The sequence below is a fragment of the Methylobacterium sp. E-012 genome (assembly GCF_057836545.1).
On sequence record NZ_JBYQEY010000001.1, the window covers coordinates 4,207,824 to 4,220,463 of the forward strand.

The 12,640-nt window shown below is 70.7% G+C and carries 13 protein-coding genes; 4 read left to right on the forward strand and 9 right to left on the reverse strand.

Annotated elements, in window-relative coordinates; translation table 11 throughout:
- Positions 1-24: 24 nt before the first annotated feature.
- Positions 25-324, reverse strand: a complete 300-nt coding sequence (locus AC3IF1_RS20190; RefSeq protein WP_243972331.1) for an antibiotic biosynthesis monooxygenase family protein — start codon at positions 322-324, stop codon at positions 25-27.
- A 17-nt stretch (positions 325-341) separates the two neighbouring features.
- The gene (gene kdoO, locus AC3IF1_RS20195) at positions 342-1,202 is read right to left on the reverse strand and encodes a Kdo hydroxylase KdoO (RefSeq protein ID WP_243972355.1); all 861 of its coding nucleotides are present in this window, start codon (positions 1,200-1,202) and stop codon (positions 342-344) included.
- Positions 1,203-1,419: 217 nt separating this feature from the next.
- On the opposite strand from kdoO, the gene AC3IF1_RS20200 reads away from it, so the two are divergent.
- A complete protein-coding gene (locus tag AC3IF1_RS20200) occupies positions 1,420-1,857 on the forward strand; it encodes an RNA polymerase subunit sigma-70 (RefSeq protein WP_243972329.1) in 438 nt (145 codons plus the stop codon).
- Between the two features lie 193 nt (positions 1,858-2,050).
- Here AC3IF1_RS20200 and olsB read toward each other — a convergent pair whose 3' ends face one another.
- Together olsB and AC3IF1_RS20210 are read right to left on the reverse strand one after the other, a co-directional pair.
- Complete coding sequence (olsB, locus tag AC3IF1_RS20205; protein ID WP_243972327.1) at positions 2,051-3,052, reverse strand: l-ornithine N(alpha)-acyltransferase; 1,002 nt, start codon at positions 3,050-3,052, stop codon at positions 2,051-2,053.
- 160 nt (positions 3,053-3,212) lie between these two features.
- Positions 3,213-3,695, reverse strand: coding sequence for an Hsp20 family protein (locus tag AC3IF1_RS20210; protein WP_243972325.1), 483 nt, complete (start codon positions 3,693-3,695; stop codon positions 3,213-3,215).
- Between the two features lie 232 nt (positions 3,696-3,927).
- Here AC3IF1_RS20210 and AC3IF1_RS20215 point away from each other — a divergent pair, with 232 nt between their 5' ends.
- Positions 3,928-4,920 (forward strand): alpha/beta fold hydrolase, encoded by a 993-nt coding sequence (locus tag AC3IF1_RS20215; RefSeq protein ID WP_489220425.1) that lies wholly within the window; start codon positions 3,928-3,930, stop codon positions 4,918-4,920.
- A gap of 129 nt (positions 4,921-5,049) precedes the next feature.
- Here the strand turns inward: AC3IF1_RS20215 and AC3IF1_RS20220 are convergent, their stop codons facing one another.
- From AC3IF1_RS20220 to AC3IF1_RS20235, 4 genes are all read right to left on the reverse strand, one after another.
- On the reverse strand, positions 5,050-5,574 hold the full coding sequence (locus AC3IF1_RS20220) for a SixA phosphatase family protein (protein ID WP_489219061.1): 525 nt from the start codon (positions 5,572-5,574) through the stop codon (positions 5,050-5,052).
- Positions 5,575-5,672: 98 nt separating this feature from the next.
- Complete coding sequence (locus AC3IF1_RS20225; protein WP_243972321.1) at positions 5,673-6,524, reverse strand: AAA family ATPase; 852 nt, start codon at positions 6,522-6,524, stop codon at positions 5,673-5,675.
- Between the two features lie 72 nt (positions 6,525-6,596).
- Entirely contained in the window at positions 6,597-7,241 is a 645-nt protein-coding gene (locus AC3IF1_RS20230) for a hypothetical protein (RefSeq protein ID WP_243972319.1), read from the reverse strand.
- Positions 7,238-8,497 carry an ATPase gene (locus tag AC3IF1_RS20235; protein WP_489219062.1) on the reverse strand — a complete coding sequence of 420 codons (1,260 nt, stop codon included), beginning with the start codon at positions 8,495-8,497 and terminating at the stop codon, positions 7,238-7,240. Before AC3IF1_RS20235 ends, AC3IF1_RS20230 begins: the two co-directional genes overlap by 4 nt.
- Positions 8,498-8,795: 298 nt before the next feature.
- Between AC3IF1_RS20235 and AC3IF1_RS20240 the strand changes: the two genes are divergently transcribed.
- Positions 8,796-10,643 carry a cation:proton antiporter domain-containing protein gene (locus AC3IF1_RS20240; protein ID WP_489219063.1) on the forward strand — a complete coding sequence of 616 codons (1,848 nt, stop codon included), beginning with the start codon at positions 8,796-8,798 and terminating at the stop codon, positions 10,641-10,643.
- 57 nt (positions 10,644-10,700) lie between these two features.
- On the opposite strand, the gene AC3IF1_RS20245 is transcribed toward AC3IF1_RS20240, so the two are convergent.
- Positions 10,701-11,108 (reverse strand): hypothetical protein, encoded by a 408-nt coding sequence (locus AC3IF1_RS20245; protein WP_489219064.1) that lies wholly within the window; start codon positions 11,106-11,108, stop codon positions 10,701-10,703.
- A gap of 335 nt (positions 11,109-11,443) precedes the next feature.
- On the opposite strand from AC3IF1_RS20245, the gene AC3IF1_RS20250 reads away from it, so the two are divergent.
- Positions 11,444-12,619, forward strand: a complete 1,176-nt coding sequence (locus AC3IF1_RS20250; protein ID WP_489219065.1) for a vWA domain-containing protein — start codon at positions 11,444-11,446, stop codon at positions 12,617-12,619.
- Positions 12,620-12,640 lie beyond the last annotated feature (21 nt).

Here is a 12,640-nt window from a genome sequence, read left to right on the forward strand (position 1 = left end):
CCCCAGGGACCCGATCGGGGCCGCTCAGAACGCCTTCAGGACCTGCTCGGTATGCTCGACCGCCACCGGCCCGGCGAAGCAATGGGAGACCAGGGCGCGGTAATCCTGCCAGGGTTGCGAGCCGGTGAAGTCCTTGGTGTGGGCCTCCAGCGTGTCCCAGTGGATCATCAACCGGTAGCGCTGCGGATGCTCGATCGAGCGCCGCACCTCGAAGGCCCGGCAGCCCTTGGCCTGCCTGAAGATGGCGGAGGCCTCGGTGATGCCCGCCTCGAACGCGGCTTCCATACCCGGCTTGATCTCGATCTGCGCGATTTCGAGGATCATGGTGTGACGTTCCTCTCTCAGGTCCGAAGGGGGCGGCCGAGCTTGGCCGCCAGGATGCGCTGCGGGCTCAAGGACGGGTCGGCCTGGGCGGTGACCGGCAGGTAGGCAGTCTGTTCCAGCATGTAGCGGCCGCCCATGGCCCCGTGCATCACGAGGTCCGAGAAGGTCACCCAGGTCGCGCCGGGCTGGAATTCCACGTCGGCCTGGGGGGCCTCGGCCTGGTAGGTCTCGTCCTGCTTGAGGGCGTCGTGCAGGTGCAGCATCAGGTGGTCGTATTCCGAGCGCTTGGCCTTGGTGATGCGGAGCGCCGCGAGCAGGCGGGCCGGGAGCGGCGCGTAGCCCGGCAGCCGCGGCAGGAATTTTTGCGCCATCGACCCGAAATCCTCGCCGACGCGCCAGCGGCGCGGCTCCCCCGACGGGTTGATGTTGCGGAACACCCGCAGGATCCGCTTCTCGCCGATCGGGTTCGACGGGAAGGCGTCGACGTGGAGCCGGGTGTCGTCGCGCCGCCAGCTGAGCTTGCGCTGATCCACGTCGAAGGGGCGGTAGGAGGTGCCGGCGAGGCTGACCCGGTCGGCGTAACCGGGCAGGTAGGTGCCGATCAGGTCCCGGGCGAAGGCGCGGTACCGGATCAGGAGCTGGCGCAGGGCCTCCTGCTCCTCCGGGGTGCCGGCCGCCCCGCGCAGCTCTGCGGCCTCACCGCGGATGCTGACGTTCTTGGCCTTGCCGTCCGCGAAGGGCCGCGCGGTGAACCGGCGCTCGAAATCGCTGAACGGGAAGGGCAGGTCCGGGAACAGCAGCACCGCCCCGGCCTCCAGCTCCCGGGCCAGGGAGCCCTGCGTCTCGCCGGGGACGACGGTGCGGATCGGGCTGATCATCGTGTGCGGGCTGGCGCTGCCGGAACGGGTCGGCCCCCTGTAGCCGAGCCGCCGCGGGGACACCAGGGGCGGCGGTCCGGCGCCATTTCCGGTGGATGACACCGTCCGTCCACCGACACGGGGGCGGGCGCCCGCCCCGGGTGCTTGCGCAACGGTCGCGTTCCCGGCACGTTCTCGCACCAGTACCGGCCCCTGAGCCCGGCGGAGGATGGCGCCGATGGCGACCCTGAAGGAATTCGAGGAAGCCCTGCGCGAGCACGGCATGAACATGGCGCTGGCGCTTCTGGAGCGCCTGCGCGAACGCGACCGCGCGACCCGCACGGTCAAGCCGGCCCGGCGTTTGACCGGCCAGAAGATGACTCCGGAGCTGGCCCGATCAATCCTGGACCTGCATGCGACGACCGGCATGACCCAGCAGGAGATCGCCTTCAAGGTCGGGGTCAATCAGGGCCGGGTCAACGAGGTGATCAAGCGCGGCAAGTGGCTGACCGACGATCCGAGCGCCCCGGAGGCGGTGGCCCGCGACAGGGCGGTCGCCCGGATGCGCGGCGACCCGAAGCCGAAGAAGCCCGCCGCCGCGGCGCGTCCCAAGGAGCGCAAGACGGCGGCCCCGAAGGCGCGCAATCAGGGCCAGCTGGCGCTGGGGGATCTGTAGGAGACGGCGAGAGGGTTTGGTCGCCCCTCCTAACAGACCCCCTCATCCTGAGGTGACCGCGAAGCGGGCCTCGAAGGAGGGCTCCAGGGATCGCGGCGCCATCTCGAGGGCTCCTTCGAGGCCTCCGCTCTGCTCCGGCACCTCAGGATGAGGTGGTTGGATGGGATGACGGCACCGGGGCACTCCGGTCCGCTTACCCCGCAGGCGCGAAATGTCCGCGGTAGCGGGCGCCGATCGCCTCCACCGGCAGCGTCACGAACACGTCGGTGGTGCCGAACTGGCGGTCGATCACCGCGCCGTCGCCGAAGGTGGCGCCGAGGCGCAGGTAGCCCTTGATCAGGGGCGGCAGTGCCTGCAGGGCGGCCTTGGGGTCCACCGCCTCGCGCGGCAGACGATCCATCGCCACCGCGCGCTCCGGCAGCGGCCGCACCCGCCAGCCCTCGGGGGCGCGGGCATGGTGGTGGAGGAAGGCGAGCGGCAGGGCCAGCCGGTCCGGATCGGTGCCCTCCAGGCTGGCGCAGCCGATCAGCGCGTCGATCCGGTGGTGCAGGACGTAGGCGTAGATCCCCTGCCACAGGAGTTCGACGGTGCGCTTGCTCCGGTAGGGCTTGAGCACGCAGGAGCGGCCCAGTTCCAGGAGTCGCCGGTGGCCCTGGGCCGCCAGCAGCGGCGCGAGGTCGTACTCGCCCTCGGAGTAGAATCCGGCATGGCGCTCCGCCACGTCACTGCGCAGCAGGCGATAGGTCCCGACCACCTTGGGCCGGTGCTCGACGAACGGCTTCTTCCGCCGCTTGGCCCCGTGGTCCAGGACGAGGAGGTGGTCGCAGAGCGCGTCGTAGGCATCGGCGTCCCGGCGCGACAGGGCCGCGAGCCCGGTGGGGACCGCCGACATCTCCTCGTAGAACACCTTGAAGCGCAGGCGCTGCGCCCGGCGGATCTCGGACTTCCTGGTCGCCAGCCGCACTTCGAGGTTGCCGATCCGGCCCAGGCTGCGGCCCTCGAACGGTTCGGGCAGGCGGATCGCCTGCTCGGCCGACAGGATTTCGGCGATGCCGGCCGGGCCGCCCGCGAGGTCCCGGCGATGCATCTGCCGGCGGCGCAGCTTCGCGATCGGCGCGCCGACGCCCCATTGCACGCCCCTGTGCCAGCCGGCTCCGAGCGCGCTGTAGGCTCCGCGGGCGAGATTGGCGACCATGGTCCGGTTCACTCCGGGCGCGCGTCATGCGCCGCTTCGCCGGAAACAGAGCACGAAGCGCACACGCGATTATGACAGCCGACACATGAAAAGCCCCGGCCGGGCGGCCGGGGCGCTTCAGAGCTTTGCAAGAGGGTCCGAAGCTCGCGTGCGGGCGGGATCAGGCCGCCTGCTGGACCGCATCCTTGCGGACGTCACCCTCGATCACCGGGGCGCCGGCGCGGCCCGCCGTGGCGATCTGGATGCGGCGCGGCTTCTTCGCCTCCGGAACCTCGCGGACGAGGTCGATGTGGAGGAGGCCGTTCTCCAGGGCCGCACCCGTCACCTGGACGTGGTCGGCGAGCTGGAAGCGGCGCTCGAAGGACCGGGCCGCGATGCCCTGATGCAGGAACTCGGCCTTGGACTCGGCCGTGCGCTCGCCCTTCAGCGTGAGCGCGTTCTCCCGCACCTCGATCGACAGGTCGGACTCGGTGAAGCCGGCGACCGCGACGGTGATGCGGTAGGCGGTCTCGCCGGTGCGCTCGATGTTGTAGGGCGGGTAGGTGGGCGCAGCCTCGGCGCTGGCGAACTGGTCGAGGGCGGAGAACAGCCGGTCGAAGCCGACGGTGGAGCGATAGAGGGGGGCGAGGTCGAACTGACGCATGACATATCCTCGTGTGAGCAACATGTTGGATCGGTCCGCCCGAAGGGGCCGGACCCGTCTCTCGTGCCGCCCGGAGGCCGGCACGGGTGAGATATCGGGAGGGAAAAATCGGGCTTCAAGTGGCCGCGCCATGGCGGCCGGCGGGATTTTTTCGCTACGATCCGGCGGTGGACCGACGTGCTGAGGTGGGCCCGTGAGACGCTTCGACGGTGAGACCGGGGGAGAGCCGCCGCTGCTGACCCTGCGCGGCACGCCCGACAACCCGGTGCCGCCGGGCGGCACGCTGATCGCGGTGGGCACGCGCGACGATTGCACCCTGCGGGCGGCCTACTGGCCTGCGGCGGCCCGGACCTGCCGGGGCACGGTCTGCCTGCTGCAGGGCCGGGCCGAGTTCATCGAGAAGTATTACGAGACGATCCACGACCTGCGCGCCCGCGGCTTCGCGGTCGTGGCCTTCGACTGGCGCGGCCAGGGCGAGTCGGACCGGCGGGTGGACGATCCGCACAAGGGTCACGTCGCCCGCTTCGACGATTACCGGCTCGACCTGAGGGCCGTGGCCGAGACCGTGCTGGTGCCGCTGATGCCGGAGCCGCATATCGGCCTCGCGCACTCCATGGGCGGCTGCGTGGCGCTCCTGGCGGCGCTCGACGGCGCGCTGCCGTTCCGCCGCCTCGTGGCGCTGGCGCCGATGCTGTCGATCCGGATGATCCGCTGGCCGGCGGGGGCGGCCCTGCTCTCGCGGGGCCTGCACCGCCTCGGGCTCGGGGGCCGCTACATCCCGTTCGGCAAGCCGGTCTCCATCGCCACCAACCCCTATGCCGGCAACCGTCTCTCGCGGGATCCCGTCCGCTACGCCCGCAACGCCGCCGCGGCCCGGCAGGTCGGTGCCGGCGCCGTGGGCGACCCGACGATCGCGTGGCTCTCCGAGGCGTTCCGGGCGATGGCGCGCCTGCGCGACCCGCGGGCGGCCCCGCGTATCGCCGTGCCGACCCTGATCGTGGCGTCGGGGGCCGACCCGGTCTGCGGCACCCCCGATACCGAGCGCTTCGCCGCGCGGCTCAAGGCCGGGCACATCCTGGTCCTGCCGGATTCGCGCCACGAGATCCTGTCCGAGCGCGACGCGATCCGGCAGGATTTCTGGGCGGCCTTCGAGGCGTTCGTGCCGGGCTCCCCCCTGCCCTCCCACGCGGAGGTCGCCACGCACGCCGCGGTGCCGGTGGCCTGACGGGGTTTCGAAAGGGCGAGCCCTTTCGCTGGTGCAGGGCAGCGCCCTGCTGGGCTCGGGCGAAGCCCGACATCGGGGTTTCACCCCGATACCCCACCAAAGGGCTCGCCCTTTGGGATCCCAAAGACTTCAGCCGCCCAGATCCGGGTCGATGTCGCGGGGGCGGACGAACCGGTCCAAACGCCCCTGGCCGGGGGCGATCTCGGCCCAGCGGTCGGTGTCGAAATCGATCACCACGTACGCGGCGGTGGGAAATTCGAGGCCCAGGCGGTTGCGGGCGGCGCGGGGCCCGTCCCCAGCCAAGTCCGACGCGAGGTCGCCCAGGCCCGGATTGTGTCCGACGACGATCACCGTGGCGGCGCTGTCGGGCGCCTCGCGGATCACCCGCAGGATCCGGGACGCCGGTGCCTCGTAGATCTCCGGCTGCCAGCGGGTCTCGGGGTCGCCGAGCGCGGCCGCCATCGCCGCCCAGGTCTCCCGGGTGCGCTGGGCCGTCGAGACCAGGGCGAGGTCCGGACGCAGCCCGTCCTGCGCGAGACGGGCGCCCACCGCCGGCGCCGCCCGCCGGCCCCGGGGGTTGAGCGGACGTTCGCGGTCGGCGACGCCCGCCGGTCGGTCCGACTTGGCGTGCCGCAACAGGATCAGCCTGCGCATGACGTGAGCCCCTGGCCAGAAATCCGGACCGGCGCCGCGGTCTCGCCGGGCCGGGTTAGCCGAAAGCGCGGCGCGCGGGAACCGCGGCGGTTCGGATGTCAGCCGCCCCGCTGCTCCCGCCGCATCATGAAGGCGAGCTTCTCGAACAGGCTGACATCCTGCTCGTTCTTCAGGAGCGCCCCGTGCAGCGGCGGGATCAGCTTGCGGCCGTCCTGCTCGCGCAGGGTCTCGGGGGCGATGTCCTCGGAGACGAGGAGCTTCAGCCAGTCGAGCAGCTCCGAGGTCGAGGGCTTCTTCTTGAGGCCCGGCACCTCGCGCATCGCCAGGAAGGTCCGCAGGGCCTCCTCGACGAGGCGGTGCTTGAGGCCCGGATAATGGACGTCGACGATGCGCTGCAGCGTCTCGGCGTCCGGAAACGTGATGTAGTGGAAGAAGCAGCGGCGCAGGAACGCGTCCGGCAGCTCCTTCTCGTTGTTCGACGTGATGATCACGATCGGCCGGCGCACGGCCTTCACGGTCTCGCCGGTCTCGTAGACGTGGAACTCCATCCGGTCGAGTTCGGTCAGGAGGTCGTTGGGGAACTCGATGTCGGCCTTGTCGATCTCGTCGATGAGCAGGACCGGCCGCTCGGGCGCGGTGAACGCCTCCCACAGCTTGCCGCGGCGGATGTAGTGGCCGATCTCCGAGACCCGCTTGTCGCCGAGCTGCGAGTCGCGCAGCCGCGAGACCGCGTCGTACTCGTAGAGGCCCTGCTGGGCCTTGGTGGTCGACTTGATGTTCCAGACGATCAGCGGGGCGTTCAACCCCTTGGCGATCTCCTCGGCCAGCACGGTCTTGCCGGTGCCCGGCTCGCCCTTCACCAGGAGCGGCCGTTCCAGGACCACGGCGGCGTTGACCGCGGCGGTGAGGTCGGGGGTCGCGACGTAGGACTCGGTTCCGGAAAATCGCATCGCGCTCTCGGAGAAACTGGCCTGGACGCAACCGGTAGCGCGTGGCGACGCCGCCCCGCAAGCGAGCCGGGCCTACCCCTTCTCGTGCCAGACGCAGTTCCGGGCCAGGATCTCCAGGTTCACGTCGGATTTCTGCGGCTGCGGCAAGGTCTTGCCGTCCATGGCGAGGTCGATCTTGATCTCGACCTGACCCTTGGACTCGTTGGAGCGGCGGGAGAAGTAGCAATATTGCTGGTAGGGCTGGTCGGCATTATCCTTGAAGTTCCAGCCGGTCACGATCTGCCCGTCGAGGTAGGGCACCTGCTTGAACACCGTGAAGGTGGTGTTCACCGCCGCCTTCGAGGCCGGGGCGGCGTCGCTGCCGAGCTGCGCCCGGGTGGGCGTCGGCGTGCCCCCGCCCATCTTGGGCAGGCCCTCGAGCTTGAGGGTGTTGTCGGTCAGCGTGACCTCGCCCTTGGTCTTGAGGGTCACGTCCGAGAGCGCGGTCTGCATGGCGGCGGCGATCTTCTCCGCCGCGGTGTCGAACTGGTTGAGCGTCGCCCAGCCATAGGCCGCCGCCCCGACGCCGATGCCCGCGAGGCACGCGAAGGCGCCGAAGCCGAGCGCCCGGAACAGGAAGGCGCGGGCGGCGACGTAGCTCGAATCCGCCCGCAGCCGGGAATTCACCTGCTGGGCGAGGGCGACGTTCTCCGGCGTGCCGTTGGCGACGTAGTTCATGCGCCGGCTCCCGCGGCCGGGAGGGTCTGGCCCGGATGGGTCTGTCCGGGCAGGGCCTGCTGGCCCGGCACCGGCCGGTTCATCGGGATCACCGCGCCCGAGGCGTTGGCCGCCCGGGGCAGGATCGGCTCAGGATTCGAGCGCAGGGCGTCGGCGATGGCGTCCAGCATGTAGGGGGCGGCCTCCGGGTTCACGGCGGCGCCGAGGTCGTCCTCGTCCATGAAGGTCCGGCGGGTCGAGACCGCGCACAGCGCCAGGATCGTCGACGCGAAGGCGGCGCAGAGGGCCGGCACGAACACGAAGATCCGCAGGAAGGCGTGGACCTGGCGCTCGCTCACGTCGATCGGGTCGACCCCGTAGACCATGGCGGTGAAGGAGTGGAGCTGCGAGCGGTTGACCGCGTTGCGATAGGCCTGCTCGGCATCGGCCACGTGCCGGTCGGCGGCCCCGGGATCGAGGGCCGCCCGGGCCTTGCGGGCCTCCTCGAGGTTCTTGATCAGCGCAGCGCGGTCCGTTGAGGCCTTGGTGACCCCCGCCGAGAGGGCGGCCACCCGCGGGTCGGCCAGGCATTTCAGGTTCTGGTACTTCCGGCCCTTGCTGTTGGTGCCGAAGACCCGCTCGCAGCGCTGGGCCGGCAGGCCGGCGAGCTGCTGGGCGTTGTCGGAGGCGCGCTTCTCGATCTGGTCGAGTTCGGCCGTGTACTGCGCCACGCGCTCGTCGGCCGCCTTGATGCGGTCGCCGATCGTGGCGCGGTCGGCCTGGGCATCCTTCAGGGCGGTCTTGGCCTTGGCGGCCTCCATCAGGCGCGGGTGGAACATCATCTCGCCGAGCTGCGACACCGACTTGGTGGTCACGCCGGCGGCGAAGACGATGCCGAGCACGGCGAGGGCGCGCACGAAATACGAGCGCTGGGTGCGGGCCAGGATGCCGAGGGGAACCCGGCACAGCTCCACGGCGGCGTAGACCAGGGGCGCCAGCAACATGAAGTAGAACGCGTGCCAGTCGCCGTCGCTGTACACGCTGGCGAACAGCCACGCGCCCCAGAGCGAGGCGCCGATCACCATGAACTCGACGAGGTAGGCGATCGCCACGTAGCCCCACTTGACGCGGTAGCCCCGGTCGACGTGCCGCTGGTGGCGCCAGCGGTCGGATTCGAGCCTCCATTCCCGCTGCTCGCGCTTGCGGTCGCGGCTTGGAGGGGCGGCCGGGCCGGAGAAAATCGATTTGATGGAAATCATCGGCCTCGTCGCATCCATCGGGTCCAGTCCCGGGCACGGCCCGCCCACGCTTAACCCTCGGTTAACTCCCGCGTGTATGCGTGCATTGTGCCGATTTTGGGCCGCGTTGCACGCCTCGACCGTCCGGGCGCCTGTGGGCACCGGTCCGGTGGCCGAAATGTCTCACCCGGATCGTGTATCCGGCTTGTGTCAGATCGCACGCGGCCGGCCGCGCCAGCGCCGAAACCGGTTGCCCGCCGGGCGGAGGCGACCCATGATCGCGCAGCCGTGATCGGCGCCTGCTCCGTCCCGAACAGCGAGGTTCGATCCGCCGCCGATGCCAGAGCTCCACGCCGGCTCCTACAAGGAAGCGATCCTGTTCCTCGTCACCGCGGGCATCGTGGTGCCGTTGTTCCACCGTCTGCGGATCTCGCCGGTGCTCGGCTTCATCGGCGCCGGCGCCCTGCTGGGACCCTACGGCCTCGGGCGCTTCGCCGACGATCATCCCTACGTGCACCTCTTCACCATCGGCAACCGCACGGAGATCGCCCATCTCGCCGAGTTCGGCGTGATCTTCCTGATGTTCATGATCGGGATCGAGCTGTCCTGGGAGCGCCTCAGGATCCTGCGCCGCCTCGTCTTCGGCCTGGGCTCCCTGCAGGTGGGCTGCTCCGCCCTCGTCCTCGCGATCATCCTCTACGGGTTGAGCGTGCCGCTGGCCGGCGCGGTGATCGTGGGGATCGGGCTCGCCCTGTCGTCGACCGCCGTGGTGCTGCCGGTCCTGGCGGAACAGAAGCGGCTCAACGCCCCCACCGGCCGGGCGAGCTTCGCGGTCCTGTTGTTCCAGGACCTGGCGGTGGCGCCGGCCCTCTTCGCCATCGCGGTGCTCGGCCGCGACGACGGGGGCGACAAGGGCTGGGCGCTCGCCATGGCCCTGGGCCAGGCGGCCATCGCGCTGGTGCTGATCGTGATCGCCGGGCGCCTCGCCCTGCGCCCGCTGTTCCAGCTCGTGGCGCGCACGCGCTCCACCGAGCTGTTCATGGCGGCCTGCCTGCTCGTCATCGTCGGCACGGCGCTGACCGCGGCGGCGAGCGGCCTGTCGATGACGCTGGGCGCCTTCGTGGCCGGGCTTCTGCTGGCCGAGACCGAGTATCGCCGGGCGATCGAGGCGACCATCGACCCGTTCAAGGGCCTGCTGCTCGGGGTGTTCTTCGTCTCGGTGGGCATGAACCTCGATCCGGCCCAGCTCATGGCGACGCCCGGCGCGATCCTGGGCCTGTCGCTGGCGCTGGTCCTGATCAAGGCCGCCGTGGTGGTGATGGCCGCCCCGGTGATGAAGATCCCCCGGCCGGTGGCGATCGAGACGGCGCTGCTGCTCGGGCCGGGCGGGGAGTTCGCCTACGTCCTGATCGGCGGCGCGATGGCGACCGGCCTCGTGCCCGAGGAGGTCGGATCCGCCGCCCTGGTGGTGACCACCGTCACGATGATCATGATCCCGGGGCTCGCAGCGATCGGCCGGCGGCTCAAGCTGCGGGCGACGGCCAACGCCCGGGCGGCCGCCGGGACCGAACCGCTGCCCGACCGGGTGGAGAACCGGGTGATCGTCGCGGGCTTCGGCCGCGTCGGCCGGCAGGTCGGCGAGATGCTGGAGCGGCACAAGATCCCGTATCTCGCCCTCGATTCCGACCCCGCCCGGGTGGCCGAGCAGCGTCGTGCCGGCGCGCCGGTCTTCTTCGGCGATTCCGGAAACACCGAGATCCTGCGCCGCTGCGACATCGCCTCGGCCCGGGCCCTCGTGGTGACCCTCGACAATCCCCGGGCCGTCGAGGCGGCGGTGACGGCGGCCCGCGCCGAGCGGCCGGACCTGACCATCGTGGCCCGGGCCCGCGACGCCCGCCACGCCACGGCGCTGTACGAACTCGGCGTCGACGACGCGGTGCCGGAGACGATCGAGGCGTCCCTGCAATTGTCCGAGGCGGTGCTGGTCGATGTCGGCGTGCCGATGGGTCTCGTCATCGCGTCGATCCACGAGCGGCGGGACGAGTACCGGGCCCTCCTCAAGAAGCGCGAGAACGAGGCGAAGCCGATCTTCCGGGCGCGGCGCACCGTCGGGAAGGCCCTGGGCAAGCCCGCGGTGAAGCGGGAGCCCGGGCGCCGGGAGGAGGCGGCCGGCCAGGAGGCGTGAGCCCGGGGCCCGTCCGACCCGGGATCGCCGCGCGGGCCTCGTCCGGCGCGGCTGGCCTCAGGCCGGGGCGGGATGAGCCTCGGCGAGCTTCGGGCGCCGCACGACGCGGTTGCGCTGCGCCGGCTCGAACCCGTCGGCGAAGCTGCAGCGGTAGACCAGCTCGTCCGCCGGCCCGAGGCCGGTGACCAGCGGCACCGTCACGGTGTCCCCGGAGAAGCGCCAGCCCCGCGCGCCCTTGTCCCAGTAGAGCCAGACCGTTCCGGGATAGCCCCGCAGGGTGAACACCGCGGCCTTGCGCGACAGGGCCTGCACGGCGCGCGGCGCGTACATGCCCTTGCCGCGGTAGCCCTCCCGGGTCGCCTCCGGCTGACGGTCCATGAAGGTGTTGCGCACCAACTGAATCGTCGCGCCCGGCTTCCCGAGAAACCGCTTGAAATCCGTCAGATTCCGCAGGATGACCGCCATCGCAGGTCTCCTCGCTTGCCCTGTCCGGTCCGCGTGGCCGCGTCCGCACACACTCGATCCTTCGAGTTGAGCGATTCCCATGACCGAATGAGTGACCGCACGAGGCGTCCGGCGGCACATATCAACAGATTCGATGACTTATACCCAGCTTCTGCGGCCCGAGTGTCCGGAGAGACTCCGCGCGGCGTCGGAATCGACCGGTGACGCGGCGCTGAATCTTGTCGACCATCGCTGAAGATTCGGAATCCGGTCCGGGAAGTCCTGCCAAGCTTGGTCTAAGTGACTCCGATTCGCCTGGACTTGACCCGCGCCGCCGGCTGGCGCGTTCTTGGCGGATGCTGCTGCAGTTCTTCACGGCCCTCCGGGACGCCAAGGTCCCCGTCTCCCTGAGGGAGTACCTGACCCTGCTCGATGCCCTCGACCGGGGACTCGCCGGGCACGAGGTCGAGGCGTTCTACTTCCTGTCGCGCACGGCCCTGGTGAAGGACGAGTCGCATCTCGACCGGTTCGACCGGGTGTTCGGCACGGTGTTCAAGGGTCTGGAGACCCTGGGCGAGGCGGTGGAGCCCACCGCCATCCCCGAGGAATGGCTGCGCCGGATCGCCGACAAGTACCTGACCGAGGCCGAGAAGGCGGAGCTGAAGGCGCTCGGCTGGGACAAGCTGTTCGAGACCCTGAAGCAGCGGCTGGCCGAGCAGAAGGGGCGCCATCAGGGCGGCTCGAAATGGATCGGCACCGGCGGGACCTCGCCGTTCGGCGCCTACGGCTACAATCCCGAGGGGATCCGCATCGGCCAGGACGGCAACCGCAACTTCCGCGCGGTGAAAGTCTGGGACAAGCGTGCGTTCAAGGATCTCGACGACGACCGGGAGATCGGCGCGCGCACGATGCGCCTCGCCCTGCGGCGCCTGCGCCGCTTCGCCCGGACCGGCGCCGCCGAGGAGCTCGACCTCGACGGCACGATCCGCGCGAGCGCCCGCCAGGGTTATATCGACGTGAAGCTGCGGCCGGAGCGGCGCAATGCCGTGAAGGTGCTGCTGTTCCTCGATGTCGGCGGGTCCATGGACTGGCACATCGAGCAGGCGGAGACCCTGTTCTCGGCGGCGCGCTCGGAGTTCAAGCACCTCGCGCACTACTATTTCCACAACTGCCCCTACGAGGCGGTCTGGACCGAGAACCGGCGCCGGCACGAGGCGAAGACGCCGCTCTTGGACGTGATCCGCACCTACGGCAGCGACTACCGGGTGGTGTTCGTGGGCGACGCCTCCATGAGCCCCTACGAGATCGCCGCGCCGGGCGGCTCGGTGGAGCACTGGAACGCGGAGGCCGGCGCCGTGTGGATGCAGCGCCTCCTCGATCACTTCCCGAAGACGGCGTGGCTGAACCCGGTGCCCGAGACGCATTGGGGCTACACCCAGTCGGTCGGGATGATGCAGCGGCTCGTCGGCGGCCGGATGTTCCCGCTCACCCTGGAGGGGCTCGATGCGGCCGCGCGGGCGCTGGTGCGGTGAGGCGCCGTTTCCTGGTGCCGT